Source organism: Lentibacillus halodurans (assembly GCF_900112045.1).
Taxonomy (GTDB): domain Bacteria; phylum Bacillota; class Bacilli; order Bacillales; family Amphibacillaceae; genus Lentibacillus; species Lentibacillus halodurans.
In genome coordinates, this window is record NZ_FOJW01000015.1 from 24856 (window position 1) to 51579 (window position 26724).

Genomic DNA, 26724 nt, shown 5'->3' on the forward strand with positions numbered 1-26724 from the left:
AAACATTCATTATGACCTATCAGGCACTATACCGCGTATGGAGACCGAAAACGTTTCAGGATGTTGTCGGACAGACTCATATAACAAAAACACTGCAAAATGCGATTGTCCAGGAAAAATTTTCACATGCGTATATTTTTTCCGGTCCACGGGGAACAGGGAAAACAAGTGCCGCGAAGATTTTTGCCAAGACCATCAATTGTGAACAAGCCCCTGTAAAAGAACCATGTAATGAATGTGCATCCTGCCGCGGCATTCAGGACGGTTCGATTTCTGATATTATCGAGATGGACGCAGCATCGAACACAAGTGTCGAGGATATCCGTGAGATACGTGATAAAGTAAAATATGCCGCCAGCTCAGTTCCATATAAAGTGTACATTATAGACGAGGTGCACATGATTTCAACAAATGCGTTCAATGCACTGCTGAAAACGCTGGAGGAGCCACCAAGGCATGTTGTCTTTATTCTGGCGACGACAGAACCGTATAAAATTCCGCTGACAGTAGCTTCAAGGTGCCAGCGTTTTGACTTCAAACCGATCTCAAACAAGTCCATTGCTGAGCGGATGCGGACAGTTATTGAAGCTGAACAAATAGCTGTTTCGGATGAGGCACTGGAAACTGTTGCACTTGCTGCTGAGGGTGGTATGCGGGATGCTTTAAGTATTCTTGATCAAGCGATTTCATACAGCGATGAACGGGTAAAGCTGGAAGATGTCCTCGCAGTTACGGGTGGTGTGGCGCAGGGCATTCTGACAGAGATTGTGCAGGCAATGCATGATCAAGATGTACAAAAGGCGTTGTCATTACTTGATGAACTGATCCAGAACGGCAAGGACCCGGCACGTTTTGTTTATGACCTGATTTATTTCTTGCGTGATTTATTGCTGTACAAAAGCGCTCCCACGCTTGAGGGCATTTTGGAGCGGGCAATGGCTGATGAAGACTTCAAACAACTTGCGGGAACTGTTTCAGAAGATTGGATTCAAAGTGCAATGACCCACCTTAATCAATGCCAGCAGGAGATCAAATGGACAACCAGCCCGAAAGTATTTATCGAAATTGCCATTCTAACGATCACCAATAAAGGCACCCGGAAAGAGGAAGCAGAGAATCCCGCTGACTCTGAAACTGTTACAAGGCTGGCAGGCAGACTTGAGCAGCTGGAAAAGGAATTGGCTGCCTTGAAGGAATCTCCTTACCCCGTAAAACAGCAAGCACCGGCGCCAGAACCAAGACGGCAGAAACCAAGAGCTGGCAAAAACAGTTACAATATACCATATGAGAAAATCCGTGGTGTTCTTGATGCAGCGGAAAAACCGATGTTGAAAGAAGTGCAGTCACAATGGGCCTCATTTTTAGATAAACTGAAATCGACAAGTCCCCCTGCACATGCTACAATACAGGACAGCAAGCCTGCAGCCGCGTCAAGTGGGGCACTCGTTGTTCAATTTAAATATGAGATTCATTGTTCACTGTTTTTGGATAACCAGGATACGGTTGAATCAGTGCTGACAAGTGTTACCGGCAGAAAATGGACCATTATCCCGATTCCGGTTAGTCATTGGCAGGAATTGCGCAATGAATATATCAGCAGGCAAGAACAATCAGCAACTAAAGAAGAGGGTCAGCAGGAGGAGCCGCTGGTGGAAGAGGCGAGGAAACTGGTCGGAGATGAACTGCTGGAAATTCACGATCAATAGATTATTTTAAGGAGGCGTTTTTCATGAAAGGAAACATGAATAATATGATGAAACAGATGCAAAAGATGCAAAAGAAAATGATGAAAGCCCAGGAAGAACTGCATGAGATGACATTTGAGGCATCATCCGGGGGCGGTATGATTACCGTCGTTGCCAATGGCAAAAAAGAAATCACCGATGTGCAAATCTCAGAAGAAGTGGTCGATCCAGATGATATCGACATGCTGCAGGATCTTATTCTGACCGCCACAAATGATGTCATCCAGCAAATTGAAGACAAAACAAATGAAACGATGGGACAATTCACGCAGGGCATGAATCTACCTGGTGGAATGTTCTAATGTCAGGAAGAAAAATGATGGTGTTAACCTTATAGAAGGTTGTTTTCTAAAAGTTTGTTGCTTTTGAAATAATGATGAAAAGTGTATTAGAAACTCTGAGTAGTCTGAATACATGTAGACTCAACGGGAACGGCGGCCAGAGTGGAAAACCGTAGCGGACATACAAAGGCAAAGCGCCACGTCGAGTGGCAACGTTTTTGTGACCAACATTGTGTTGGTCCGAGCTTATACGATGCGCGTAATGTATTCAGGCTGCGAATTCAATAACAACAATCTTTACGAAAAGAGCCTGGAGGAAGAACTCCGGCACTCGCTGTAAAACGAAGGGCGAGACGTGAGTTCTTCCAATAGGAGGCATAACGATGTATTATCCGGAACCGATTTCCAAACTGATTGACAGTTTCACAAAATTGCCTGGGATCGGTCCTAAAACCGCTGTCCGACTGGCATTTTTTGTGTTAAATATGAAAGATGACGACGTAATGGATTTTGCCAAATCACTTGTGAATGCAAAACGCGAGTTAACACATTGTTCAACGTGCGGTCATATTACCGATCAGGATCCATGTGCCATTTGCCAGGATACTTCAAGAGATGGCTCTGTCATCTGTGTTGTGCAGGATCCAAAAGATGTTATCGCCATGGAAAAAATGAAAGAATACAGCGGAAAATACCATGTATTGCACGGCGCGATTTCCCCGATGGACGGAATAGGTCCTGAGGATATCAATGTACCTGATCTGATCAACAGGCTGAAAGATGAAGAGGTAGAGGAGCTGATTCTGGCCACCAATCCGAATATTGAGGGAGAGGCCACAGCGATGTATATTTCGCGTCTTGTGAAGCCATCAGGTATTAAAACAAGCCGGATTGCCCATGGGCTGCCGGTTGGCGGTGATCTGGAATATGCAGATGAAGTGACGCTGTCTAAAGCATTGGAAGGCAGGAGAGACCTCTAGCACTTCAGTTATCAGCCTGTTTAGAGAAGAAAGTATAAGAAAAACAGGTTCTTTTGCCATCCTGAGCGAGAAGACAAGTTTCTCTAAAGTTAGGTGACAATATGGGGAGAAAAAAGAGAAAACGGGAAGTGGATGAGCAATTATTGAATTCGCTGTTCACAATCGAGCATGAATGGAAACAAATCCAATCCATTGTGGAAAAGAGCATTGAGCCGACAGCGGATGGCTTTTATAAACAGGACCTCGCACAAGCTAAGTATTTATTTTTATTACGGGAAGCAAGACGGCGAAAAATTAGCGCAATCCGGTATCATAAATAGATTTCAAGTTCTTTTTTTGCTTGTCCTTTCATATGTAAATAGAAAGGGACAAGGAAAAGGAGTGATTCGGCTTGAGCTCGACACTGGTTATTTCGATCATGGTTGCGTTAATCGTCATTCTATTATTTGTGGGTGCTCCTGTTAAGCCAATGCGCTTTATCGCAAACAGCAGTGTCAAATTAGGGATTGGTATATTGTTTTTGTTCTTCTTTAACGTGTTCGGTGGAGCGATTGGATTGCACATTCCTATTAATTTATTTACAGTCATTGTATCCGGATTTTTAGGCTTGTTTGGACTGGCCTCGCTTGCCGCCATTCATTTATTTATTATACCGTAAAAATATGTTCTTGCCTTCAGCTAAAAAGTGTAAAGAAATAAGCTTTGTGAACATATACTTTTAATGGAAAAAAGTTTCAATGATTACAAGACTTTAGTGTATAAAATTCGTTAGATTAGGAGATACTAAGCTAACGGAGGTGGGGACATGGAACAAAAAATGATAACCGAACGGTGCGGTATTTGTGAAGAAGAGAAAGAACGGGGCATTCATTTATACAAACTATTTATTTGTTGTGAATGTGAAAAGAACATGATTCACACAGAACCAAGAGAGGAAAAATATCGCTACTATCTGCAAAAATTAAAAAATATGAATCAACCAACACTATATTCCTAATCACGGACGGTCTGCTGCGAATGTTTTGCAGCGGCCTTTTTTAATGGATTATGATAAGAGAGGTAGACTGGCAAAAGAGGACGGATGTTGATGAGTGACCAGAAAAAAACCCCATTATATGATGCACTGAAACAGTTTTCCGAAAAATCCTCCGATTCTTTCCATGTTCCAGGGCATAAAAACGGCAAGATTTTTCCGGAAAAGGCCCGGGCGTTCTTCGAGTCCGTTTTGCCTTTAGATATGACAGAGCTTTCTGGCTTGGATGACTTGCATGCCCCTCGAGGTGTTATCCATGAAGCACAGGAGTTGGCCGCGGCGTTTTTCGGGGCTGACCATACATATTTTCTTGTCGGCGGCAGCACAGCAGGAAATCTCGCCATGATTCTGGCTGCGTGTTCGGCCGGTGAAAAAATCATTGTACAGCGGAACAGCCATAAATCCGTTTTCAATGGACTGGAATTGAGTGGTGCCAGGCCCGTTTTTATGGCACCAGCATTTGATGATACTGTTGATCGCTTTACAGCGCCGGACCCGGAAACAATCAAAACAGCATTAAATCAGCATCCGGATGCCAAAGCTGTCGTGCTGACATATCCTGATTATTTTGGGAAAACATTTGCGCTCAGGGAAATCATTGAACTTATCCATGAATATCATATACCAGTACTGATTGATGAGGCACATGGAGTCCATTTTTCACTGAACAAAAATTTTCCTGATTCTGCACTTGCACTGGGGGCAGATGCGGTTGTTCAGTCAGCCCATAAAATGGCACCGGCGATGACGATGGGAGCATATTTGCATGTTCGGTCAACGCGGATTTCCAGCAGCCGGATCCGGCATTATCTGCAGATGATCCAGTCAAGCAGTCCGTCATATCCCATTATGGTGTCGCTCGATTTAGCCCGTGCATTTTTGGCTGGATTAACTGAAAATGAATGGGCACGGATATTAAACAGCATTGAGCAGGTAAAAGAAATACTGGATTCAAGTGATTGCTGGGCAATTCTGCCGGCAGATGATCCGCTGAAAGTGACGTTGCAGGCAAAACCGGGCATTACTGGGAATGTGCTGGCCGGATTATTTGAACAGGAGGATATTTATCCGGAGCTTTCCACCCATAACCAGCTTTTACTGATATATGGTCTTGCCCCTTATATAGAAACCAGTCACGTAAAAAATGCCGTCAGACGGATTACCGCACAATTAAAAATTACGAAGAAACATGCTATAATAGATATAAGCAATTTATTTAAAGAACGGATTACGGAACTTGATTTGGATTATTCAGCAATGAAAGTGCGACATATGACACAGGTTCCTCTCCGGCAAGCGGCTGGATATTTTGCGGCAGAGGCTATTACGCCATATCCGCCCGGAATACCGTTCATCCTAAGGGGCGAGCAGATTACCCGCAGACATATCCGAACAGTAGAACAGCTCATGCAGCAGGGTGTTGCGTTGCAGCACCGCCATATCAAACAACATGGAATCAACGTTTTTCCATAAAGGGAGCAGCCATAATTGGAAGGATATTTTATTACATTCGAGGGTGGCGAGGGATCTGGTAAGTCATCCATTCTAAAATCAACTGAAAAAAAGCTTGCAGATTTCGGCTATCATGTCATGACAACCCGGGAACCCGGAGGAATTGAAATAGCAGAAAGAATTCGTGAAATCATTCTTGACCAGGCGCACACAGCAATGGACGGACGAACCGAAGCTTTATTGTATGCAGCTGCCAGAAGACAGCATTTGACCGAGAAAGTTCTCCCCGCTCTTCATGAAGGGAAAATCGTATTATGTGACCGGTTTGTTGACAGCAGTCTTGCTTATCAGGGATTTGCCAGAGGACTCGGTATGGAAGAAGTGTTTTCGGTTAATCAGTTTGCCATTCAGGGTGTGATGCCGGATTTGACCCTTTTTTTGGATGTTAAACCGGAAAAGGGGCTCGCTCGTATCACAGCAAATGAAGAACGGGAGAGGAATCGCCTCGATCTGGAAAACATCCGGTTTCATCAACAGGTTTATGAAGCGTATCAACGGATTGTTTCAACTTTTCCGGAACGCATCAGGGTCATTAATGCGGACCAGTCATTTGAACAAGTTGAAGCAGACGCATTGCAACATATCGTTTCCTATTTAAAAAATGTAAAGGAGGATGAGAAGCCGTGAAGTTACTCATTGCAGTTGTTCAGGACAAAGACACCAATCGCCTGCTTGATGCATTGGGCGAAGAAAACTTCAAAATAACCAAGCTTGCAACAACTGGCGGGTTTTTAAAAGAAGGGAACACCACACTGATGATTGGCTGTGAGGATCAATATGTCGATCAGGCACTGAATGTCATCCGGGATAATTGCTCCAAGCGTGAACAAATGGTAGCACCAATTTCACCAATGGGCGGAAATGCCGATTCGTATATTCCAAAACCGGTCAAGGTCGAAGTCGGCGGTGCAACTGTATTTATTCTTCCAATCGAACAATTTATGCAGTTTTAAGGAACAAAAGCATGGCGAAACAAGCCGCAATGCTGGACTACAGAAGCGAAAGCGGCTATCCAAGTAAGGAAATCGGCTAAGTCGCCGATTTCAATCCCAATCTGACTTCTAAACGCTGACATCTGTTAAGGGGCTGATCTGATGAAAGTGAACCCGGAATTACAAGCACAAATGGAAACAGCAGCAAAGGCGCAACGGACACCTCAAGAAGGCCGTTCCTCATTTAATGAAATGGTTCAGTCCCAAACACGTCAATTAAAACAGCAGGAAATCCGCCAGCTTATGAACAATATTACGGTGCAGGGTGACAAACTTGCTCGTTTTCGATCTGTACGTGACCTGGTTAAGTTCAAACAAATGGTTAAGCGTTTTTTACAGGAGACTGTATACAACGGATTAGCGCTACAAAAATCACGTAACTTCAGCATGGATGGAAATAGTCAAAAACTTTCCATTGTCAAAGAGGTGGACGAAAAGCTGGTGGCGTTAACTGAAGAAATGATGAATGAGGAAAAGAAGACTGTGGATTTGCTTGGGCTTATTGGAGAGATTAAAGGCCTTTTGGTCAATTTATATACGTAATCAAAAAGAGGGAAAGAAATGAAAACGTGGTCTGAAATAGCTGAAAACCAGCCACTGGCAAGCAAAATGATAACCAGCAGCATTCAAAAAGACCGTATTTCACATGCTTATTTGCTGCAGGGGGAACGCGGTACTGGAAAAGAGGCTATTGCGTTATTACTCGCAAAGGCTCTTTTTTGCAATCATCGATCTGGTGCTGAACCTTGCCAGGAATGCCATGCATGCAAGCGGATTGAATCGGGTAACCATCCTGATGTGCATTGGGTTGAACCTGATGGGCAATCGATCCGAAAAGAGCAGATTGAACATCTTCAAAAAGAGTTTACGTATTCGGGATTGGAATCCGATCAAAAGGTATATGTGGTGAAAGGTGCCGACACCTTGACATCGAATGCGGCTAACCGTATTTTAAAGTTTTTGGAAGAACCAGCACAGAAAACGACTGCCATCCTCATGACTGAAAACAGTTCATCGATTCTTCCGACCATCCGCTCCCGCTGTCAGGCGATTGACTTAAAGCCACTAAATTCGGCAGCTTTCCGGGAGCAGTTGGTTGCCAATGGTGTTTCCCGGTCAAACGCCGTATTATTGAGTGCCTTGACCAATCATTTGGTTGAAGCGATTTCCTTGTGTGAAGATGAGTGGTTTGCGAAGGCTCGAAAGGTAATGGTACAATTAATAGAAACGTTTTCAATGAATCCGAATGACGTTTTTTTGTTTATCCATCAAGAGTGGATGCCACATTTCAAGGAACGCTCGCAGCAGGAAATGGGACTGGATATGCTGTTGCTGGCCTTTAAAGATATACTTTACTGTCATATTGGCAAGGAAGAAGCGATGGTTGTTTTTGCAAAGGATGATCCGAGAGTCGAAAATCTGGTGATGTTCTTCTCACAGGAAAAATTGCTTGACATATTGAATAAACTGCTTGATGCAAAACGGAAACTCAGGCAAAACGTCCATCCGACACTTGTGATGGAGCAGCTCACCATTCAAATACAGGGGTGATTGAATGATTGAAGTAGTAGGAGTCCGTTTTAAAAAAGCGGGTAAAATATATTATTTTGATCCTGGGAACAATAATATAGATGTTGACGACTATGTTGTTGTGGAAACAGTCCGCGGTATTGAGTTCGGAAAAACTGTCATTACGAATAAGCAAGTCGACGAGGAAGATGTTGTTCTTCCACTTAAAAAAGTTATTCGCGTGGCAGATGAAAACGACAAATTGACAGTTGTTGAAAACCAGGAGCTTGCTGATCAGGCACTGGAAGCATGCACCAGGAAAATTAAAGAACATAATCTGGATATGAATCTGGTGAATGTTGAATATACGTTTGACCGCAATAAGATCATTTTTTACTTTACGGCAGATGGACGGGTGGATTTCCGTAATTTGGTGAAAGATCTGGCAGCAGCGTTTAAAACCCGGATTGAGCTTAGGCAGATTGGTGTACGCGATGAAGCGAAGATGCTGGGCGGAATCGGTCCTTGTGGCAGAATGCTCTGCTGTTCAACATTTCTTGGAGACTTTGAACCGGTGTCTATTAAAATGGCAAAAGATCAGAATCTGTCACTTAACCCTGCGAAAATTTCCGGATTGTGTGGAAGGCTTATGTGCTGCCTGAAATATGAAAATGATGACTATGAAGAGGCAAAACGTGTATTGCCTGATATTGGCGAAGAAATCAATACGCCATACGGTGAAGGAAAAGTAACCGGTTTGAACATTCTGGAACGGATTATTCATATTGAGATACCGGAAAATGAACGTGTGATTGAATATACATTAGACGAAATGATAGATGAGGGGATTATTACAGCGCAAGCCACAGAATAGTGGGGTGAAATAGCGTGTCCAAAAGACAAATTTTCGATCAGGTATCCGACATGGAAACACAAATCGGTGAACTATATGAACAACTTGGTGATTTGAAGGACAAATTAAGTAACCTTTTAGAAGAAAAACACCGCCTGGAAATGGAAAATCACCATTTGCGCGGTCGTCTGGAGCAGGCTGATGATGATTTTCAGGAAAATGAAGTGGTAAAGGAGTCCCATAGCATACCCGGAGAGGGCTATGATAATCTGGCACGACTCTATGAAGAAGGTTTTCATATTTGCAATGTGCATTTTGGAACCCCAAGGCGAGAAGAGGATTGCTTATTTTGTCTGCAATTTCTTAACAAAACAAAATAATGGATTGTGGAGCTGTCTCTATCCCGTAGAGACAGCTTTCGTATCACAGATTAGGATGAAACGAAAAAATGGTACAACTATATGATGGTGAACGGCTGGATTACTTACTTGCAGAAAACAATATGCATATTATTCAGAGTTCTGAAGTGTTTGCTTTTTCCCTTGATGCTGTATTGCTTGCTCACTTTGCGTATGTCCCGGTCAAAAGAGGAAAGATTCTTGATCTATGTACCGGTAATGGTGTGATACCATTGTTGTTATCGCGCCGGACGAACGCTTCGATGACAGGTGTGGAAATACAGGAGCGGCTTGCTGATATGGCGAAGCGCAGCGTAGAACTGAACGGTTTGGAAAATCGCTTAACCATGATTCATGGTGATTTAAAGGAAATGAAGGAAGTGCTGGGCCACAGTACGTTTGATGTCGTTACCTGTAATCCGCCATATTTTCCAACACCCGCCAAGACGGAACATAATCAAAATGAGCATTTAACGATAGCACGGCATGAAGTTTACAGCACTTTGGAGGATGTCATGAAAGCATGTAAACTGCATGTGCGGCCTGGCGGAAAAGTTGCCATGGTTCATCGACCTGGCAGGCTGGTGGATATTATGACGTTATTTCGGCAACATAAAATTGAGCCAAAACGTCTTCAGTTTGTCTATCCCAAACATGGACGGGATGCCAATATGATTTTGATTGAAGGGATCCGGGATGGTAGAGCTGCTTTGACGATTTTGCCGCCTTTATACATTTACAATGATGACAATACTTATACGACGGAAGCTGAGGGAATCATTTATGGAAAACCATGAACATATCGTTTATATGTTAAAGTGTGCTGACAATACGCTTTATACCGGCTATACAAATGATTTGGAGCATCGTGTCAAGATGCACGAGGAAGGCAAAGGTGCCAAGTACACACGCGGACGTGGACCGTTTCAAGTCGTTTTTATGGAACAATTCCCGACAAAAGAAGAAGCTTTGCAGCGAGAACATCAGATCAAGCAGCTTACCCGCAAAGGAAAGGCCCAATTAATCCGGGATAAGTTGAAAGAAGTGATGCAATATGAACATACAAAAGAGCTTTAGCGGGCAGGCGCAACAAACGGTTTATGTTGTGCCGACACCCATTGGGAATCTAGAGGATATCACATTCCGTGCACTGAAAACACTAACGGAAGTTTCTGTCATTGCTGCGGAAGATACTAGGAATACGAAGAAACTGCTCAATCATTTTGAAATCACGACCCCGCTTGTTAGCTATCATGAACATAATAAGGAAAAACGCGGTGAGGAACTGCTTGCACGTCTGGAAAAGGGAGAATCCATCGCCCTTGTCAGTGATGCGGGCATGCCTGCTATTTCGGATCCAGGCTATGAGCTGGTTCAAGAGGCAATTGCGGCAGATGTTGCGATTGTTGTCATGCCGGGGGCGAATGCTGCGTTATGCGCACTGGTCGGTTCAGGATTGCCTGCAGATGAATTTTTGTTTTACGGATTTTTACCGCGCAAAAAAAAAGAAAAGGAAGCCGAACTGGGTCGGTTAAAGTCAATGCGTGCGACATTGCTGCTGTATGAATCCCCTTACAGAATAAAAGATACGTTACAAATGCTGCACGTGCATCTTGGTAATCGTCAAATCGCTGTGGCGCGCGAATTGACTAAAAAATTCGAGGAGTATGCACGTGGGACTGTCGAGGAGATAATGGTATGGGCGGAAACAGCAGAATTGAAAGGTGAATTTTGTCTGGTGATTGCAGGAACATCAAGCGAATCGGTACAGGAAAATGATCTTTGGTGGAGCAGCTTCTCGATTGTTGAGCACGTTACCTATTACATAAATGAAGCCGATCTTTCCAGTAAAGAGGCCATCAAACGTGTGGCAGCAGACCGTCATATGCCCAAACGTGATGTCTATCAGGCATTCCATATTGATCAGCAGGAGCGTTGAGGCTTGTCCGCTGAAAGCGACGGGGGGACATCCACTGAGCAAGCGTCGAATAACGAGGCTTCACCGAAATAACCTGCAACGCGACGCGCACGTTTATTGGGATACTGCGGCAATAGCAACAAATGATACGAAATCAGCTTAACATAAAAAACGGCTGGCATCGGTAGAAGCAATGCGTCAGCCGTTTCTCCGGTTATGTTTTTCATGGTGCTATTTGTTTAATCGTGATTGAATTTCTGTAATGAGTTGTTCTGCTCCCTCTGGGCTGAGAACAACTCTGCCGTTTGCTAATGACAAATTGTCATCAGACGTTTCCCCGGTAATTTGACAAGTCATACTCGGCGTGTACTTTTTCAATACAACTTTGTCATCATCAATATAAATTTCCAGGGCATCTTTCTCGTTGATATCTAGCGTACGTCGTAATTCAATCGGAAGGACAACACGTCCAAGTTCATCAACCTTCCGCACAATTCCGGTAGATTTCATATTTTCATTTCTCCCCTCTGATGGTTTGATGCAACAAGCCATCGTTCTAAAATTTTTCGGCATGTTTCGACACTTACTTATGGAATATAGTACCAACCTTCATCACAGGTGTCAATAAAAATGCGAAGAAAGTAAAAATAAATTCGAAAATTGGATTAACTAAACAAATGGCATGTTTTTTGGTAAAATGACTTCTATCAGAAATAATGTGAAACTTCCATCGGTGAGCTTTTTACGGACCGGGAACGTGTGTAACAGTCTGTAATTGGCAAACTTATTTTAAAATGGCTACAATAGAAATAATGATAGAGGAGGTAAGTCAATGCCAAATGAAAAAAACACATTTTATATAACAACACCGATCTATTATCCAAGTGGCAATCTGCACATAGGCCATGCGTATTCAACAGTTGCCGGTGATGCGATGGCCCGCTATAAACGTTTACGCGGGTATGATGTCATGTACTTGACTGGAACGGATGAACATGGTCAAAAAATCCAGCGAAAAGCCGATGAAAAAGGCATGGAGCCACAGGAATATGTCGATGAGATTGTCAGTGGCATTCAGGATCTTTGGAAGAAACTGAAGATAACAAATGATGATTTCATCCGGACAACCGAGGAACGGCATAAAAAAGTGGTGGCACAAATTTTTGATCAGCTGGTAAAACAAGGTGATATTTATCTGGATGAATATGAAGGCTGGTACTGTACATCGTGCGAATCCTTTTTTACGGAACGTCAGCTTGATGACGGTCATTGCCCGGATTGCGGGGGCACTGTTGAGAAGGTAAAAGAGGAATCGTATTTCTTTAAAATGAGCAAATATGTGGACCGGCTTCTGGCATTTTATGAGGAAAATCCAGCGTTTATCCAGCCGGAAACCCGCAAAAATGAAATGCTGAACAATTTTCTTAAGCCGGGTTTGGAGGATTTAGCAGTATCACGCACTACATTTGACTGGGGCATTAAAGTTCCCGGCGATCCGAAACATGTCATTTATGTCTGGATTGATGCCTTGACCAATTATATTACGGCATTGGGCTATAGCACGGATGACGATTCATTGTACCGGAAGTTCTGGCCGGCTGATGTCCATCTGATGAGCAAGGAAATTGTCCGTTTCCATACGATCTACTGGCCGATTATGCTGATGGCATTGGATCTGCCATTGCCGAAAAAAGTATTTTCCCATGGCTGGATTCTGATGAAGGACGGCAAAATGTCGAAGTCAAAAGGAAATGTTGTTGATCCTGTTCAATTAATTGACGTTTACGGACTAGATGCATTGCGTTATTATCTGCTGCGTGAAGTTCCGTTTGGTTCGGATGGTGTATTCACACCGGAAGGGTTTGTTGAGCGGACGAATTATGATCTGGCAAATGATCTTGGTAACTTGCTGAATCGTACTATAGCCATGATCAGTAAATATTTTGACGGTAAAGTGCCGGAATATATTGCGGCTGAAACGGAAATTGAACAGTCACTGGAGAACCTGCAGCAGGATACGATTGAAAAAATAGAGGAAGCTATGGATGATATGCAATTTTCGGTAGCTTTGTCCTCACTGTGGCAAATGATCAGCCGTACCAATAAATACATTGACGAAACAGAACCGTGGAAACTGTCAAAAGATGATGCCAACAAAGAACGTCTCGGCAATGTGATGGCCCATCTTGCTGAATCATTGCGCAAGATTGCGATTATATTGCAGCCGTTCTTGACGGAAGCCCCTGCAGAGATTTTCAGACAGCTCGGAATCACCGCTGAATCGCTGAAGGAATGGGACAGTGTTCGTGAAAATGGCAGCATTAAGGCAGGTACTGACGTACAAAAGGGTAAACCGATCTTCCCTCGGCTTGATGTTGATAAAGAAGTTCAGGCGATTAAAGCGATGATGCAAAAACCGGCACAGGAGAAAAAGAAAGCAAAAACACAAATACCGGAGCAAAAAGAAGAGGTCGCGATTGATGATTTTATGAAACTGGATATGCGTGTTGCGGAGGTTTTAAAAGCGGAGCCGGTCAAAGGCGCCGATAAATTACTGAAGCTTCAGCTTGACGTTGGTACCGATGAAAGACAGGTTGTGTCGGGGATAGCCGAGCATTACAAACCTGAAGAACTGGCGGGTAAAAAAGTCATCTGTGTGACAAACCTGAAACCTGTCAAACTGCGCGGAGAAATGTCAGAGGGAATGATTCTTTGCGGTGAAGATAACAATGGACAGCTCGTTCTGACCTCTGTTGAACAGACACTCTCGAACGGCTCTGTTGTAAAGTGAATGAATAAGTTTGAAATCGGTGAATAGCCGATTTCTTCTATTTTCTTCTATGCTGACTTCCGGCATTTCCGGCATTCGGCCTCTGAAAAACGAGGTTGCTAAGTTTTTCTGATAAGGAGTGACACTATGTTATTTGATACACACGTGCATTTAAATGCCGATCAATTTCTGGAGGATCGGGAGGAGACTATTCAGCGCGCATTTGATACCGGTATAAACTATATGGTCGTTATCGGTTTTGATCGTAAAACGATTCCGCTTGCGATTGAAATTGCCGAACAACATGATACCATTTATGCGGCAGTTGGCTGGCATCCGGTTGATGCTGTGGATATGACAGACGATGACTTGGCCTGGATTGAGGAGCTCACAAATCATCCAAGAGTCGTGGCGATTGGCGAAATGGGCTTGGACTATCATTGGGACAAGTCCCCAAAAGATGTACAGAAGGAAGTATTCCGCAAGCAAATCGCCTTGGCTAAAAAAGTCAATATGCCGATTATCATCCATAACAGGGAAGCAACGGAAGATATTATGAACGTATTACAGGAAGAGGATGCCAAAGAAGTCGGTGGCATCATGCATTGCTACAATGATTCAGCCGAATATGTGCAGACATTTTTGGATATGAACTTCTATATTTCACTCGGTGGGCCGGTTACGTTCAAAAACGCCACCATGCCAAAAGATGCAGCGGTTGAAGTACCGCTTGACCGGCTGCTGGTTGAAACCGACGCGCCATTTCTGGCACCACACCCAAATCGGGGAAAACGCAACGAGCCGGCATATGTCAAACTGGTTGCTGAAAAAATTGCGGAACTGCGTGGTATATCATTCGAGGAGCTTAGTCGGGTTACGACAGAAAATGCTTTTACTTTCTTTAAAATCGATGAAAAGGCGTGAAATATGTCATTCATCTTCGGTAATACGGTAACGCAAATAAAGACGATGATGATGAGACTGGTAACATGACCGGTCTCATTTTTTAATACTTGAAACGCTGGCATATCAGGGGAGAGAGGGTTTGTCATACGATCGTTACTACTTGTAATCCAATTGTAAATGAACCGTAAACGAATTTTCGTTGTAATTGCATAGAGCTGTTACTATAATCAGAGTCGCGGTGAAAGGAGGCAAAAAGAGATGAAAATTTTCACAAATCTTTTGCCGAAGTCAGCCTGGCAGTGGGTTCTGTCCGCAGTTGGTTTACTGGCACTCATTGTTTTATCGGGATTTATGATTGCTGAGACAACCAAAGCAGAAGTCGTTATGAACAAGAATGGAGAAGAGCAAACCATTCAGACACACGCAGAAACTGTCAAAGAACTGCTTGCTGAGTTAGAGATCACCTACTCCGAACACGATGAATTATCACATGACATAGATGAAGAAATAAAAGATGGTATGCATATTACATACGAGGCAGCTAATCAAATTACCGTTGTGATAGATGGCGAAAAGGCCGATCACTATACAACTGCGGATACGATTGAGGAATTTCTAACCGAAGCGGGTATCAGTGTTTCAGAGCATGATGACACATCACATGAAAAAGATGCTTCCATTGAGGGCAGTATGACCTATACGATTGATAAGGCTTTTGAGGTAACCATTAATGATGGTGGTGAAGAGACAGATGTCTGGACGACCGGAGGAAAGGTTGCAGATATCCTGAAAGCAAACGATTTCTCCTGGGATGATTCAGACAAATTAAAGCCGGGAGAGGAAAAAGAAGTTAACAAAGATACTCCGATCACCATTACGCGTGTTGACAAGGTAACGGACGAAGTAAAGGAAACGATTGACTATCAAGTCGAGGAACGTAAAGATGACAACCTGGAAAAAGGAAAAGAAAAAGTAATTGCTGAAGGCCAGGAAGGGGTACTTATCAAAACGTTTGAAATAAAGAAAGAAAATGGGGAAGAAGTCAGCCGCGAGCTGATTGAAGAAGAAGTGAAACAGGAAAGCAAGAAACGTATTGTGGCAATCGGTACGAAAGAAAAAGAACAGAACCTTCAAACGTTATCAAATGAAAGCAATAACAACGATACTGAAAGCGAAAAAGTCCTGTACATGAATGCGACTGCTTACAGCGCTGACTGTCTTGGCTGCGATGGCAGCGGATATACCGCTACAGGCATCAATTTAAAAGAAAATCCGAAAGTAGTTTCGGTCGATCCCAATGTCATTCCGTTAGGCACGAAAGTATGGGTTGAAGGATATGGAAATGCTATTGCTGGGGATACCGGCGGGCATATAGGCGGAAACCGTATCGATCTTCATTTTAAATCAAAAAGTGAAGCCGAGAGTTTTGGACGGAAAACAGTCAAGGTCAAAGTTCTTGATTAAAATATGATATAATACTCCTGCCATGGGATAGTGGCAGGAGTATTTTAATTCCCGCATATAATGGTCAGTAACCTGCCCAAAAACGGCGGCTAACTGCCTAAATCCCCGATTCTGTTCAACTAACATTCAGTGGGGAAAAGCCCCCACAGAATGAAGTTTCACTTTATGAGATGAGGAAATGCGTATGAAAATTAAAGAAGTTATCGTTGTGGAAGGACGCGACGACACAGCCAAAATTCGTCAGGCCGTTGATGCAGATACCATCGAGACAAATGGATCTGCAGTCAATGATACCGTCATAAAACAGATTAGGCACGCACAAGCTAAACGCGGTGTCATTATCTTTACCGATCCGGATTATCCTGGGAATCGTATCCGTCATATGATCAATCAGGCAGTCCCCGGCTGCAAGCATGCATTTTTGCCACGTGATGCTGCCCGTGCTAAAAATCCTGATCATAAAAGTCTTGGCATTGAACATGCATCGATTAAGGCGATTCGGGATGCGCTTCAAGGCGTTTATTCGTTATCTGAAGATGAATATGCTGAGATCACCAAGGAAGACCTGATTGCTGCGGGTCTGATCGGCGGTTCAAAGGCAAGTGCCAAACGGGATCGTCTCGGCGAATTGCTGCAAATCGGGCATGCAAACGGTAAACAGTTGCTGAAACGTCTCAACATGTTCCAAATTACGAAAGACCAATTCGACGATGCCATAAGTCAAGTCATGCAGGAGGAAAATGATGAATGTTAAATGGATTGCCACACCTAAACGGACAAGAGAAATACTTGAGAAACATGGGTTTTCTTTCAAAAGAAGTTTAGGGCAGAATTTTATCATCGATGTCAATATCCTGAATAACATCATGCAAAAGGCCGGTATCGATAAGCGGGCAGGTGCTATTGAAATTGGTCCCGGGATTGGTGCTTTGACTGAACAGCTGGCAGTTCATGCAGACAAGGTGATAGCCTATGAGATTGATCAGCGCTTATTGCCTATCCTGGATGACACGCTGGCAGCATACGATAATATTCAGGTAATTCATCAGGATGTTCTGGATGCGGATGTAAATGATATGCTAAAAGCTTATTTTAAACCTGATCAGCCCATTCATGTTGTTGCAAACCTCCCGTATTACATCACAACACCCATTTTGATGAAGTTGTTGCGTGCAAACTTACCGGTGACCAGTTTTACGGTCATGATTCAAAAAGAAGTCGCTGAACGGATGGCCGCAAAGCCAAATCGTAAAAGTTACGGTTCGCTGTCTATAGCCATACAGTATTATACACAGGCAGAAGTCGTCATGAACGTTGCAAAAAGTGCCTTCATGCCACCACCAAACGTTGATTCCAGTGTATTAAAACTAATCAGAAGAGAAAGTGCTCCAGTTCAGGTGGATGATGAAGATTATTTTTTTAATATGGTACAGGCATGTTTTGCACAACGGCGGAAAACATTGCGAAATAACCTGATCAGCCATTTTAAATCGTCAGCTGATAAAGAAACGGTTTCAAACATACTTCGAAAAGCCGGTATTAATGAAGCAAGACGCGGTGAATCCCTGACGATGGAAGAGTTTGCCGTGTTAGCGAATACATTTTTTCGCGAGCTTGAATGTTAATCAAACAGCTATTGCAGACGTGTGCAGTAGCTTTTTTTTTAGTTCGAATGGTTCTTTCCCCGTTTGTCCTGGTCTGGCCTCGAACACCTTACCACTGACTTCTTCTATAGGTATAAGCACAGTAACGCCCGTACCCTCATAGTCTATAGGTAGAGGATTATTTTTTATCCGTACAGCGGCAGTGAGGTGGCTTTATGAGCTTTTCAACAGGTGAACGCGTAACACGAAAGTCATATCAACACGATTTGCTATTCCGTATTGCATCCATTACCGGGGAAACAGCTATATTGCACGGAGAAGACATTCGGCTTGCAGCGGATGCCCCTTTGGATGATTTGGTGTATATCAGGGAACGGGATTTGAAGAAACGGAAACAAAAAGGGAAAGAACAGGAGGAATTTTCTTACCGGCTATTTCGGCAGGATTATCAGCTCATGAAAGAAAAGCGCGATTATCAGTCAGGCAATGGATATCAGCATACTGTTGGATTATTTCAATTACCGGCAAAAGTGCTGCATGTGGATGGTGACCGTACCTATCTCAGAAAATGTACTGAGCTATATAACCGGGTAGGGCTTGAGGTACATGGTGTCTATGTCCATGAAAAGGAAATGCCGCACGAAATTGGTTCCCTCGTGGACAATATTCAGCCGAATATTATCGTAATAACGGGTCATGATGCCTTTTCCAGAAATAAAGGAACAAAAAGTGAGCTCCGTGCCTATCGTCATTCGAAGTACTTTGCAGAAACGGTTCAGGTCATCAGGCAAAAAAACCCGCGTTTGGATGAACTGGTCATATTTGCAGGTGCGTGTCAATCTCATTTTGAGTCGCTGATCCGGGCTGGAGCGAATTTTGCAAGCTCTCCCTCACGTATTAACATTCATGCACTGGATCCGGTTTATATTGCGGCGAAAATCGCTTATACGCCATTTATGGAAAAAGTCGGTGTATGGGATGCATTGCGCAACACACTAACGGGTGAAAAGGGAATGGGCGGAGTGGAGACGAAGGGACTTTTGCGCACTGGAATGCCTTACATTCCGGAAGACAGTGATACTGAATGAAATGGAATCAGCAACCATTTAGCTGGTTCCATCTACTTCCGACCTCCGATTTCTTACCTCTATACTATACATAATTTGTTAACAAATTGTAATAATAAAGGTAGAAAGCCAATTTTGTTTGTTGACATGAAAAAAGCTATGCTGGTATAATATAATGTTTTATTTGACTGTTATACAAGCATATGCTATTATTGTATTGAGTGAGGTGGAGTATAGTGGCTAAAACATTGATCGAAATTAAGCAAGGTCTTGAATGCCATGTCGGCGAGCGGCTGCGCTTAAAAGCAAACGGTGGCAGACGGAAAACAATTGAACGCTGCGGTATATTGGCGGAAACATATCCTTCCGTTTTTATTGTTGAATTGGATCAGGACGAAAATGCATTCGAACGTGTTTCATACAGCTATGCCGACGTATTAACCGAGACAGTGGAGTTAAGCTTTCAGAATGAAAAAGCAGTAATGGCCGAGCAGTAAACCAATGTTTGCTGCTTTTGTTTTTCCCTATTTTAAGTTTAGGATGTTAATGGAGAAAATATGCGGCGGCATACCTATTCTTTGAAATTAAATATTTCCTTTTTTGTATACATATAACGGGTGTTACTCTCGACCCATATACATAAACTAATCGTGTCGTAAGCACTCTTTATTGAAAGGGGATGTTTCTTTCATGGCCAGACGCGGTGGAGCAATGTCGGATCAATTGAAAGAGGAAATTGCCAAAGAGTTAGGTTTTTACGACACAGTACAGCAGGAAGGCTGGGGCGGCATTAGAGCTAAAGATGCCGGAAATATGGTGAAACGTGCCATTGAAATGGCCGAGCAAAACATGAAGTAATGGGGCAGACCCTTAAGTGGGTTTGCCCTTTTTCGCGATAAGAACGTAAACCTGAATTCACCCTGTCAGCATCTGAGCCTGAAAATTGAGGGAAAGACTGAAATTACCGCTTAAGGTCGCTACGAGCGTGTCAATATGATACAATTTGCTGTAAGTTTTACATTTCGGAAAATGTATACAATCCCTTTTTCGTTTAGAGTGGGTGATTGAGATGGTTTTATTTGAACGGGCGCCGGCAAAAATTAATTTATCTCTCGATGTTTTGGGAAAGCGTGAAGATGGATTTCATGAAGTGGAAATGATTATGACAACTGTCGATTTAGCCGATCGAATTGAGTTACATACGCTTGATGAAAACAGAATAGAGGTTTCCACTGATAATCAATATGTTCCAAATGATGAGCGTAATCTCGCCTATAAGGCTGCGCTTGCTTTTAAAAACAGATATCAACTCCATCAAGGCGTTCGAATAAATATTCAAAAAAACATTCCCGTATCAGCCGGGCTTGGCGGTGGAAGCAGTGATGCAGCCGCTGTACTGCGCGGTCTTAATCGGATGTGGTCAGCAGGTGCTTCGATGGATGAATTGGTAGAATTGGGAGCAGTTCTCGGATCTGATGTTCCTTTTTGTATTGCAGGAACCACCGCACTCGGGACAGGCCATGGCGAGAAAATTCGCACACTGGCTTCACCGCCTTCCTGCTATGTTGTGCTAGCAAAACCGAGTATCGGTATTTCCACCAGACATATTTTTCCCAGAGTTAACATGGAAACACTTCACCACCCGCCTACAGATGCAGTTATTCGCTGCCTGGAGGAAAAGGACTTTGAGAAATTGTGCCATCATATCGGCAATGCATTGGAGAGTGTGACGTTTCCTTTATACCCTGAAGTAAAACAGATTAAAGACAAAATGCTTCAAACGGGGGCATCCGGTGCAGTTATGAGCGGGAGCGGTCCAACTGTTGCAGGCTTTACCCGACATTTCAGCAAAGCCAGACGAATTTACAACGGGTTAAAAGGTTTTTGCAGTGAAGTTTATATTGTGCAGCTGCTTGATCGCCGCTAAAACCTTGATTAGAAACGTATATTAATGGTATATTTAGTTAAAACATTCGGGATTAATTAGAGGTGGCATATGAAAAGAAGTGATCGTTTAGTATCGTTAACCAATTACTTTTTGGAAAACCCTAAGGAACATACATCTTTACCGTATTTCAGCGATAAATATGGTGCGGCGAAATCCTCCGTCAGTGAAGACCTGGCAATCGTGGATCGGGTGATGCAGGAGGAAGGAATCGGGCATTTACAGACACTTCCCGGAGCTTCAGGGGGGGTAAGCTTCATCCCCGGATATTCCATGGAAAATGGAAATAGGTTTATTGCTGAGCTTTGTACCACAATGGAGGATCCTGCCCGTATCCTGCCCGGTGGTTACTTATATATGAGTGATATTTTAGGTGATCCGAGAATGGTCAACAAAATAGGTCGTGTATTAGCCTCGGCATTTTCGAATTTGGAAATTGATGTGATCATGACTGTGGCAACCAAGGGAATCCCGCTTGCTTATGCAGTGGCTTCTGTTCTGAATGTTCCAGTTGTCATCGTAAGGCGTGATCCGAGAGTAACAGAAGGATCATCGGTCAGTATTAATTATGTTTCCGGATCATCACGGAAAATCCAGACAATGGTTCTGCCCAAACGGAGTTTACACGACAATGCCAACGTTTGTATCATCGATGACTTTATGAAAGCTGGCGGAACCATCAACGGAATGATCAGTTTATTGAACGAATTCAATGCAAATGTACAGGCTATCGGTGTACTGGCAGAAGCAGACGATGAGGAAGATGAACGTGTGGTGGAAAATTACACATCGCTGGTGAAAATTACGAATGTGGATATGAAACAAAAAACGATTGAAGTCCATCCCGGAAATGTTGCTGATCGTTCATAAGGCGACATTGTCGGGAATCCCCTCATGTCTAAGCGGGTAATCTGGTAAGAGAAATGAATACATACGTGATGGTAACCATTTTTTCTAAGAAGGCAATATTTTCTAAAATTTTTTTGTTGAATAGGCAGGATTTCTCATTCTTTTGTTGAATTATGGTAAATAAGTTCAAAAGGGAAAAGGTGGTGAAACATCATGGAAGTTACCGACGTTAGATTACGCCGCGTGAACACAGAGGGGAGAATGCGAGCAATTGCCTCGATTACCATGGATGAGGAGTTTGTCGTTCATGATATTCGCGTGATCGATGGCAATAATGGGTTGTTTGTGGCTATGCCTTCCAAGCGTACCCCTGATGGTGAGTTCAGAGATATAGCTCATCCTATCAATTCTAATACCCGCGGTAAGATTCAGGATGCAGTATTGGAAGAATACCATCGTGCCGGGGAGACAGAGGAAAAATACGAAGAGGCTGGTGCATCCTGAATAGCGATCAACAAGAGGTCTAATCTGCAACAGGTTAGCCTTCTTTTTTTGTCTTTTTTGATGACTTCCCCACCTGCATTCTGCTGATTTGCCGATTTCCATTGAACTGAACTCTAACCTTTCATACCAGGTTTTTCTTCTTCCTCCAAACATTAAATCTGTTGAAATTAACCTATTTTTAAGATATATTCATAATGGACAAATGGAATGGAGGATTCTTCATGGTGAAACGTTTTGCAGTGGTTTTAGCTGCAGGAAAAGGAACTAGAATGAAGTCGAAATTATATAAAGTACTTCATCCAGTGTTAGGCCGTCCGATGGTGCAGCATGTCATCGAACAATTAAAACCGGTGAAACTTGATGAAATGGTTACGATCGTAGGTCATGGTGCCGAAAAGGTTGCTGAATATATTGGTGATGACAGTCAAATGGTTTTACAGGAAGAACAATTAGGCACAGGTCATGCTGTATTGCAGGCGGAAGATCTTCTGACAAATCAGAACGGTACAACGATTGTGGTTTGCGGCGATACGCCATTAATTACAAGTGATACATATCGGGCACTTTTCGACTATCACGAACAAGAAGGGGCCAAAGCAACCATTTTAACTGCAAAAGCCCCGAATCCATCAGGATATGGCAGAGTTATTCGTGATGAACAAAATGAAGTGAAGCGGATTGTTGAGCAGAAGGATGCTAATGACAGCGAACTGTTAGTTGATGAAATCAATACGGGGACATACTGCTTTGATAACAAAGCACTTTTCGATGCGTTACAATATGTTTCAAATGATAATGCCCAAGGTGAATACTATTTGCCGGATGTAATTGAAATTCTTCAAAATCGTGCCGAAAAAATCTGTGCGTTTCAGACATCTGACTTTGAGGAAACATTAGGTATCAACGATCGGGCAGCATTGGCTCATGCCGAAAAGACGCTGAAAAGACGCATTAATGATAAGCATATGCGAAACGGCGTAACACTGATAGATCCGGACAATACTTATATCGGTCCGGATGTGGTTATTGAACCGGATGTGTTGATTCACCCGGGCTCCATCCTAAAAGGCGAGACGACCATTCGTACAGATGCTGAAATAGGACCGCATACGGAGATTGATAATTGTTTTGTCGGGAAGGCAAGTGTTATCAGACAGAGTGTTGCCAAGAACAGTCATGTAGGTGAGCGGGTACAGGCAGGTCCGTACGCCCATATACGGCCGGAAGCATCGATTGGCAATGAAGCGAAAATCGGTAATTTTGTTGAAGTGAAAAAGTCCTCGATAGGTGATAAAAGCAAAGTATCCCACTTAAGCTACATTGGGGATGCCGAGGTGGGCAGCAATGTGAATATCGGCTGCGGGACGATTACCGTTAATTATGATGGGAAGAATAAGTATCTGACAACGATTGAAGACGATGCGTTTATTGGCTGCAATTCCAATTTAGTCGCACCGGTAACCGTTGGGGAAGGCTCCTATATTGCTGCAGGCTCTACTATCACGAAAAATGTACCTGAAGATTCATTATCCATCGCCCGTGCAAGACAAGCGAATAAAGAAGGATATGCATCAAGAATCAGAAATCAAAAAAAGGACTAACGGAGGGTTTATTTCATGGCATCTGACTACAAGGATCCATTGTTGAAGGTATTCTCGTTAAATTCGAATCGGAAATTGGCTGAAGACATTGCAAACCACATTGGAACCACACTGGGAAAATGTACGGTTTCCGCTTTTAGTGACGGTGAGATTCAGATCAGTATTGATGAAAGTGTACGCGGCTGTGATATCTATGTCGTTCAATCCACTTCCTCACCGGTCAATAAACACATGATGGAACTTCTCATTATGATTGATGCTCTGAAACGTGCCTCAGCAAGGTCCATCAATATTGTGATGCCATACTACGGATATGCCCGGCAAGACCGTAAAGCGCGTTCAAGGGAACCGATCACATCTAAACTAGTAGCCGACCTCTTGGAAACAGCTGGTGCTGACCGAGTTATTACACTTGATTTGCATGCTCCGCAAATCCAGGGCTTCTTTAATGTGCCAATCGATCACTTGCAAGGTGTGCCCATTTTAGCGAATTATTTTGAAGAGAAGAATTTTGATGATATCATTGTTGTTTCTCCCGATCACGGTGGTGTGACGCGCGCAAGGAAAATGGCAGATTATCTAAAGGCCCCAATTGGAATTATTGATAAACGCCGTCCGCGACCGAACGTTTCAGAAGTTATGAATATCGTTGGAAATATTGAAGGGAAGACAGCGATTCTTATTGATGATATTATCGACACAGCAGGTACGATTACACTGGCAGCTAACGCATTGGTAGAAAATGGTGCCAAGGAAGTTTATGCATGCTGTACACACCCTGTTTTATCAGGACCAGCGCTCCAGCGAATAAACGATTCAAAAATTAAGGAATTGGTTGTTACCAATTCGATTCCTCTTTCTGAAGAGAAAAGGGGACATAAGGTCACAGAGTTATCGGTGGCACCGCTGATTGGCGAGGCAATCACACGTGTCCATGAACTGAAATCGGTCAGCCTCTTGTTTGACTGAAAAGGGCACGTATACGTTCGGTTCTGTATTTTGTGTTAAGGAATAAAGTATGTTTTAATAGAAATGTTACTGTAAAAAAGCATTTATGATAATAAACCTCATAGCAGAGTTTTTAAATAATGGAGGATGATAAGGATGGCTGTAACATTAAAGGCTGCAAAAAGGGAAGACCTTACAAAATCTGCAACAAAACAGATCAGGGAAAATGGAGATGTCCCATCGGTTGTTTATGGGAAGGATAAAGAATCCAAGGCTATCTCCGTCAATAGTATTGAATTGGTAAAAACCGTACGCGATGAAGGCAGAAATGCTATCATCTCACTTGATATTGAGCATGAGAAGCCTGTTGATGTGATGCTTCATGAATACCAGATGGATCCGCTGAAAGATGAACTGATCCATGCTGATTTCTACATTGTCAACATGGCTGAGGACATGGATGTGTCGGTATCTCTTAACTTGGAAGGAGAGCCTGTCGGTGTTAAGGATGGCGGTGTATTGCAGCAGCCATTATACGAATTGCAGGTTCGGGCAAAACCGGCTGATATCCCAGAGGTGATTACTGTTGATGTTGCACAATTGGGCATTGGAGATACCATAACGGTTGGTGATTTGCCTAAAGCAGACAGCTACGAAATTCTTGAAGAAGAAGATACGACAATCGCGACAGTTGTTCCACCAGATACAATGGATGACATTGAAGAAGCACCGGATGAAAATGCTGAACCTGAATTGGTGGATTCTTCAGATGATGAAGAGAAAAGCGAATAGAAAGACAAGCATCTAAATAAAAACCCTCCTAGTCACAAATATTAGGAGGGTTTTGGTTCATTGTAAGGTTGTATTAAAACGCGTAAAACGCAGTACAACTATTATCAAAAATACCATAAAGGAAGTAGTCAAATGAAGTGTGTCGTTGGCCTGGGCAATCCAGGGAGAAAATATAGCAAGACCCGTCATAATATCGGTTTTATGGTTATTGATGAACTAGCCGGTCGTCACCGCTGGAAATTAAAAAAGGATAAATTCAAAGGTCGGTCAACTGTTGAAACAAGTGATGGTGAAAAGGTAATCCTTTTGAAGCCACAGACATTCATGAACCTTTCCGGTGAATCGGTTCGCCCGGTAATGGACTTTTATCAGATTGCTCCTGAAAATGTACTTGTCATTTATGATGACCTCGATCTGCCGGCAGGAAAAATACGTTTACGGCAAAAGGGAGGTCATGGCGGGCATAATGGCATCCGTTCAATCATTGATCATTTGGGCACAAAAGAATTTAAACGATTGCGAATCGGTATAGGAAGACCGGCTGCTGCCATACCTGTTGTCGATTATGTGTTACAGTCATTTTCCAGCGAACAGCAGGATGACGTCGAGTCTGGTATCAAAAAAAGTGCTGACGCATGTGAAACGTGGCTGCAAAAGCCGTTTGCTGAAGTCATGAATGAATTTAACAGTTAAGGCTGCATATAGTATAAAATCAGGCTTTTCGGATAAACTTTAGGATACCCGATGTTTATTCGAGGAGGAGTTTTATGCCAATTGTCTATAAATGCAGACATTGCGGACAGGAGATTGGTAAGCTGGATCAGCAAATGGTTGATACGTCAATGCTTGGATGGGATCAATTATCATCTGAGGATAAACGTGATATGATTAGCTATGAACCGAATGGTGATATACAGATCAAATCCATATGTGAAAGCTGTGAAGCATCACTTGGCAGCCATCCACATTACCATGAATTGGACTACTTTATACAATAACGTAATATATTAAGTAAAAAAGCTTTGGTTATCCTAACCGACGAAATGATAATCA

33 protein-coding genes are annotated in these 26724 nt (G+C 43.0%); 32 read left to right on the plus strand and 1 reads right to left on the minus strand.

The annotated features are described in order from the left end of the window. Positions 1-11 precede the first annotated feature (11 nt). The 16 genes from dnaX (at position 12) to rsmI (ending at position 11242) form a co-directional block, all read left to right on the plus strand. A complete protein-coding gene (dnaX, locus tag BM195_RS15270) occupies positions 12-1706 on the plus strand; it encodes a DNA polymerase III subunit gamma/tau (protein ID WP_090240639.1) in 1695 nt (564 codons plus the stop codon). Positions 1707-1729: 23 nt separating this feature from the next. After that, positions 1730-2047, plus strand: coding sequence for a YbaB/EbfC family nucleoid-associated protein (locus BM195_RS15275; protein WP_090240481.1), 318 nt, complete (start codon positions 1730-1732; stop codon positions 2045-2047). A gap of 362 nt (positions 2048-2409) precedes the next feature. Continuing rightward, positions 2410-3006, plus strand: a complete 597-nt coding sequence (recR, locus tag BM195_RS15280; RefSeq protein WP_090240484.1) for a recombination mediator RecR — start codon at positions 2410-2412, stop codon at positions 3004-3006. A 101-nt stretch (positions 3007-3107) separates the two neighbouring features. After that, entirely contained in the window at positions 3108-3326 is a 219-nt protein-coding gene (locus tag BM195_RS15285; protein WP_090240487.1) for a YaaL family protein, read from the plus strand. 71 nt (positions 3327-3397) lie between these two features. After that, positions 3398-3664, plus strand: a complete 267-nt coding sequence (locus BM195_RS15290; RefSeq protein WP_090240490.1) for a pro-sigmaK processing inhibitor BofA family protein — start codon at positions 3398-3400, stop codon at positions 3662-3664. Between the two features lie 147 nt (positions 3665-3811). Next, positions 3812-4003 (plus strand): sigma factor G inhibitor Gin, encoded by a 192-nt coding sequence (locus tag BM195_RS15295; RefSeq protein WP_090240493.1) that lies wholly within the window; start codon positions 3812-3814, stop codon positions 4001-4003. A 90-nt stretch (positions 4004-4093) separates the two neighbouring features. Next, a complete protein-coding gene (locus BM195_RS15300; RefSeq protein ID WP_090240496.1) occupies positions 4094-5512 on the plus strand; it encodes an aminotransferase class I/II-fold pyridoxal phosphate-dependent enzyme in 1419 nt (472 codons plus the stop codon). A gap of 15 nt (positions 5513-5527) precedes the next feature. Beyond that, on the plus strand, positions 5528-6178 hold the full coding sequence (gene tmk / locus BM195_RS15305) for a dTMP kinase (protein WP_090240499.1): 651 nt from the start codon (positions 5528-5530) through the stop codon (positions 6176-6178). Beyond that, the gene (locus tag BM195_RS15310) at positions 6175-6504 is read left to right on the plus strand and encodes a cyclic-di-AMP receptor (RefSeq protein WP_090240502.1); all 330 of its coding nucleotides are present in this window, start codon (positions 6175-6177) and stop codon (positions 6502-6504) included. The genes tmk and BM195_RS15310 overlap by 4 nt, the downstream gene beginning before the upstream one ends. A gap of 141 nt (positions 6505-6645) precedes the next feature. Next, entirely contained in the window at positions 6646-7086 is a 441-nt protein-coding gene (locus BM195_RS15315) for a YaaR family protein (RefSeq protein WP_090240504.1), read from the plus strand. An 18-nt stretch (positions 7087-7104) separates the two neighbouring features. Continuing rightward, positions 7105-8094, plus strand: a complete 990-nt coding sequence (gene holB, locus BM195_RS15320; protein ID WP_090240507.1) for a DNA polymerase III subunit delta' — start codon at positions 7105-7107, stop codon at positions 8092-8094. Positions 8095-8098: 4 nt separating this feature from the next. Next, entirely contained in the window at positions 8099-8926 is an 828-nt protein-coding gene (locus BM195_RS15325) for a PSP1 domain-containing protein (RefSeq protein ID WP_090240510.1), read from the plus strand. Positions 8927-8940: 14 nt separating this feature from the next. Continuing rightward, on the plus strand, positions 8941-9285 hold the full coding sequence (gene yabA / locus BM195_RS15330; RefSeq protein ID WP_090240513.1) for a DNA replication initiation control protein YabA: 345 nt from the start codon (positions 8941-8943) through the stop codon (positions 9283-9285). Positions 9286-9353: 68 nt separating this feature from the next. After that, a complete protein-coding gene (locus BM195_RS15335; protein WP_090240515.1) occupies positions 9354-10100 on the plus strand; it encodes a tRNA1(Val) (adenine(37)-N6)-methyltransferase in 747 nt (248 codons plus the stop codon). Further along, positions 10087-10380, plus strand: coding sequence for a GIY-YIG nuclease family protein (locus BM195_RS15340; protein WP_090240518.1), 294 nt, complete (start codon positions 10087-10089; stop codon positions 10378-10380). Before BM195_RS15335 ends, BM195_RS15340 begins: the two co-directional genes overlap by 14 nt. Beyond that, positions 10358-11242 (plus strand): 16S rRNA (cytidine(1402)-2'-O)-methyltransferase, encoded by an 885-nt coding sequence (gene rsmI / locus BM195_RS15345; protein WP_090240521.1) that lies wholly within the window; start codon positions 10358-10360, stop codon positions 11240-11242. The genes BM195_RS15340 and rsmI overlap by 23 nt, the downstream gene beginning before the upstream one ends. 210 nt (positions 11243-11452) lie before the next feature. Here the strand turns inward: rsmI and BM195_RS15350 are convergent, their stop codons facing one another. Beyond that, positions 11453-11731, minus strand: coding sequence for a transition state genes transcriptional regulator AbrB (locus BM195_RS15350; protein ID WP_090240524.1), 279 nt, complete (start codon positions 11729-11731; stop codon positions 11453-11455). Between the two features lie 322 nt (positions 11732-12053). Between BM195_RS15350 and metG the strand changes: the two genes are divergently transcribed. The 16 genes from metG to fin all read left to right on the plus strand — a co-directional run bounded on the left by metG (position 12054) and on the right by fin (position 26669). Continuing rightward, on the plus strand, positions 12054-14012 hold the full coding sequence (gene metG, locus BM195_RS15355; protein WP_090240527.1) for a methionine--tRNA ligase: 1959 nt from the start codon (positions 12054-12056) through the stop codon (positions 14010-14012). Between the two features lie 126 nt (positions 14013-14138). After that, a complete protein-coding gene (locus tag BM195_RS15360) occupies positions 14139-14915 on the plus strand; it encodes a TatD family hydrolase (RefSeq protein ID WP_090240530.1) in 777 nt (258 codons plus the stop codon). A 240-nt stretch (positions 14916-15155) separates the two neighbouring features. Further along, positions 15156-16361 carry a resuscitation-promoting factor gene (locus BM195_RS15365; protein WP_090240533.1) on the plus strand — a complete coding sequence of 402 codons (1206 nt, stop codon included), beginning with the start codon at positions 15156-15158 and terminating at the stop codon, positions 16359-16361. A 184-nt stretch (positions 16362-16545) separates the two neighbouring features. Then, a complete protein-coding gene (gene rnmV / locus BM195_RS15370) occupies positions 16546-17115 on the plus strand; it encodes a ribonuclease M5 (RefSeq protein ID WP_090240536.1) in 570 nt (189 codons plus the stop codon). Next, positions 17105-17986, plus strand: a complete 882-nt coding sequence (gene rsmA, locus BM195_RS15375) for a 16S rRNA (adenine(1518)-N(6)/adenine(1519)-N(6))-dimethyltransferase RsmA (protein WP_090240538.1) — start codon at positions 17105-17107, stop codon at positions 17984-17986. The genes rnmV and rsmA overlap by 11 nt, the downstream gene beginning before the upstream one ends. A gap of 194 nt (positions 17987-18180) precedes the next feature. Next, on the plus strand, positions 18181-19053 hold the full coding sequence (gene yabG, locus BM195_RS15380; RefSeq protein WP_090240541.1) for a sporulation peptidase YabG: 873 nt from the start codon (positions 18181-18183) through the stop codon (positions 19051-19053). 215 nt (positions 19054-19268) lie between these two features. Then, the gene (gene veg / locus BM195_RS15385; RefSeq protein ID WP_090240544.1) at positions 19269-19529 is read left to right on the plus strand and encodes a biofilm formation stimulator Veg; all 261 of its coding nucleotides are present in this window, start codon (positions 19269-19271) and stop codon (positions 19527-19529) included. Between the two features lie 193 nt (positions 19530-19722). After that, positions 19723-19890 (plus strand): small, acid-soluble spore protein, alpha/beta type, encoded by a 168-nt coding sequence (locus tag BM195_RS15390; RefSeq protein WP_090240547.1) that lies wholly within the window; start codon positions 19723-19725, stop codon positions 19888-19890. Between the two features lie 211 nt (positions 19891-20101). Then, on the plus strand, positions 20102-20959 hold the full coding sequence (gene ispE, locus BM195_RS15395) for a 4-(cytidine 5'-diphospho)-2-C-methyl-D-erythritol kinase (protein ID WP_090240549.1): 858 nt from the start codon (positions 20102-20104) through the stop codon (positions 20957-20959). Between the two features lie 69 nt (positions 20960-21028). Further along, entirely contained in the window at positions 21029-21847 is an 819-nt protein-coding gene (gene purR, locus BM195_RS15400) for a pur operon repressor (RefSeq protein ID WP_090240551.1), read from the plus strand. 192 nt (positions 21848-22039) lie between these two features. Then, positions 22040-22330: a septation regulator SpoVG gene (gene spoVG / locus BM195_RS15405; RefSeq protein WP_090240554.1), complete on the plus strand. Its 291-nt coding sequence runs from the start codon at positions 22040-22042 to the stop codon at positions 22328-22330. Positions 22331-22551: 221 nt separating this feature from the next. Beyond that, positions 22552-23931, plus strand: a complete 1380-nt coding sequence (glmU, locus tag BM195_RS15410; protein WP_090240557.1) for a bifunctional UDP-N-acetylglucosamine diphosphorylase/glucosamine-1-phosphate N-acetyltransferase GlmU — start codon at positions 22552-22554, stop codon at positions 23929-23931. A gap of 15 nt (positions 23932-23946) precedes the next feature. Beyond that, on the plus strand, positions 23947-24900 hold the full coding sequence (locus BM195_RS15415; RefSeq protein WP_090240560.1) for a ribose-phosphate diphosphokinase: 954 nt from the start codon (positions 23947-23949) through the stop codon (positions 24898-24900). A gap of 135 nt (positions 24901-25035) precedes the next feature. Further along, positions 25036-25671: a 50S ribosomal protein L25/general stress protein Ctc gene (locus BM195_RS15420; protein ID WP_090240563.1), complete on the plus strand. Its 636-nt coding sequence runs from the start codon at positions 25036-25038 to the stop codon at positions 25669-25671. Positions 25672-25803: 132 nt separating this feature from the next. Next, positions 25804-26364 (plus strand): aminoacyl-tRNA hydrolase, encoded by a 561-nt coding sequence (gene pth / locus BM195_RS15425; protein WP_090240566.1) that lies wholly within the window; start codon positions 25804-25806, stop codon positions 26362-26364. Between the two features lie 74 nt (positions 26365-26438). Next, positions 26439-26669: an anti-sigma-F factor Fin gene (gene fin / locus BM195_RS15430; protein ID WP_090240568.1), complete on the plus strand. Its 231-nt coding sequence runs from the start codon at positions 26439-26441 to the stop codon at positions 26667-26669. Positions 26670-26724 lie beyond the last annotated feature (55 nt).

What these genes read in the sequence shown, in the direction of transcription:
- dnaX (WP_090240639.1), top strand. Translation starts at nt 12, where the DNA reads ATGACCTATCAGGCACTATACCGCGTATGGAGACCGAAAACGTTTCAG.
- BM195_RS15275 (WP_090240481.1), top strand. Translation starts at nt 1,730, where the DNA reads ATGAAAGGAAACATGAATAATATGATGAAACAGATGCAAAAGATGCAA.
- recR (WP_090240484.1), top strand. Translation starts at nt 2,410, where the DNA reads ATGTATTATCCGGAACCGATTTCCAAACTGATTGACAGTTTCACAAAA.
- BM195_RS15285 (WP_090240487.1), top strand. Translation starts at nt 3,108, where the DNA reads ATGGGGAGAAAAAAGAGAAAACGGGAAGTGGATGAGCAATTATTGAAT.
- BM195_RS15295 (WP_090240493.1), top strand. Translation starts at nt 3,812, where the DNA reads ATGGAACAAAAAATGATAACCGAACGGTGCGGTATTTGTGAAGAAGAG.
- BM195_RS15300 (WP_090240496.1), top strand. Translation starts at nt 4,094, where the DNA reads ATGAGTGACCAGAAAAAAACCCCATTATATGATGCACTGAAACAGTTT.
- BM195_RS15315 (WP_090240504.1), top strand. Translation starts at nt 6,646, where the DNA reads ATGAAAGTGAACCCGGAATTACAAGCACAAATGGAAACAGCAGCAAAG.
- holB (WP_090240507.1), top strand. Translation starts at nt 7,105, where the DNA reads ATGAAAACGTGGTCTGAAATAGCTGAAAACCAGCCACTGGCAAGCAAA.
- BM195_RS15325 (WP_090240510.1), top strand. Translation starts at nt 8,099, where the DNA reads ATGATTGAAGTAGTAGGAGTCCGTTTTAAAAAAGCGGGTAAAATATAT.
- BM195_RS15335 (WP_090240515.1), top strand. Translation starts at nt 9,354, where the DNA reads ATGGTACAACTATATGATGGTGAACGGCTGGATTACTTACTTGCAGAA.
- BM195_RS15340 (WP_090240518.1), top strand. Translation starts at nt 10,087, where the DNA reads ATGGAAAACCATGAACATATCGTTTATATGTTAAAGTGTGCTGACAAT.
- rsmI (WP_090240521.1), top strand. Translation starts at nt 10,358, where the DNA reads ATGAACATACAAAAGAGCTTTAGCGGGCAGGCGCAACAAACGGTTTAT.
- BM195_RS15350 (WP_090240524.1), bottom strand. Translation starts at nt 11,731, where the DNA reads ATGAAATCTACCGGAATTGTGCGGAAGGTTGATGAACTTGGACGTGTT.
- metG (WP_090240527.1), top strand. Translation starts at nt 12,054, where the DNA reads ATGCCAAATGAAAAAAACACATTTTATATAACAACACCGATCTATTAT.
- BM195_RS15360 (WP_090240530.1), top strand. Translation starts at nt 14,139, where the DNA reads ATGTTATTTGATACACACGTGCATTTAAATGCCGATCAATTTCTGGAG.
- BM195_RS15365 (WP_090240533.1), top strand. Translation starts at nt 15,156, where the DNA reads ATGAAAATTTTCACAAATCTTTTGCCGAAGTCAGCCTGGCAGTGGGTT.
- rnmV (WP_090240536.1), top strand. Translation starts at nt 16,546, where the DNA reads ATGAAAATTAAAGAAGTTATCGTTGTGGAAGGACGCGACGACACAGCC.
- rsmA (WP_090240538.1), top strand. Translation starts at nt 17,105, where the DNA reads ATGAATGTTAAATGGATTGCCACACCTAAACGGACAAGAGAAATACTT.
- yabG (WP_090240541.1), top strand. Translation starts at nt 18,181, where the DNA reads ATGAGCTTTTCAACAGGTGAACGCGTAACACGAAAGTCATATCAACAC.
- BM195_RS15390 (WP_090240547.1), top strand. Translation starts at nt 19,723, where the DNA reads ATGGCCAGACGCGGTGGAGCAATGTCGGATCAATTGAAAGAGGAAATT.
- ispE (WP_090240549.1), top strand. Translation starts at nt 20,102, where the DNA reads ATGGTTTTATTTGAACGGGCGCCGGCAAAAATTAATTTATCTCTCGAT.
- purR (WP_090240551.1), top strand. Translation starts at nt 21,029, where the DNA reads ATGAAAAGAAGTGATCGTTTAGTATCGTTAACCAATTACTTTTTGGAA.
- spoVG (WP_090240554.1), top strand. Translation starts at nt 22,040, where the DNA reads ATGGAAGTTACCGACGTTAGATTACGCCGCGTGAACACAGAGGGGAGA.
- glmU (WP_090240557.1), top strand. Translation starts at nt 22,552, where the DNA reads ATGGTGAAACGTTTTGCAGTGGTTTTAGCTGCAGGAAAAGGAACTAGA.
- BM195_RS15415 (WP_090240560.1), top strand. Translation starts at nt 23,947, where the DNA reads ATGGCATCTGACTACAAGGATCCATTGTTGAAGGTATTCTCGTTAAAT.
- BM195_RS15420 (WP_090240563.1), top strand. Translation starts at nt 25,036, where the DNA reads ATGGCTGTAACATTAAAGGCTGCAAAAAGGGAAGACCTTACAAAATCT.
- pth (WP_090240566.1), top strand. Translation starts at nt 25,804, where the DNA reads ATGAAGTGTGTCGTTGGCCTGGGCAATCCAGGGAGAAAATATAGCAAG.
- fin (WP_090240568.1), top strand. Translation starts at nt 26,439, where the DNA reads ATGCCAATTGTCTATAAATGCAGACATTGCGGACAGGAGATTGGTAAG.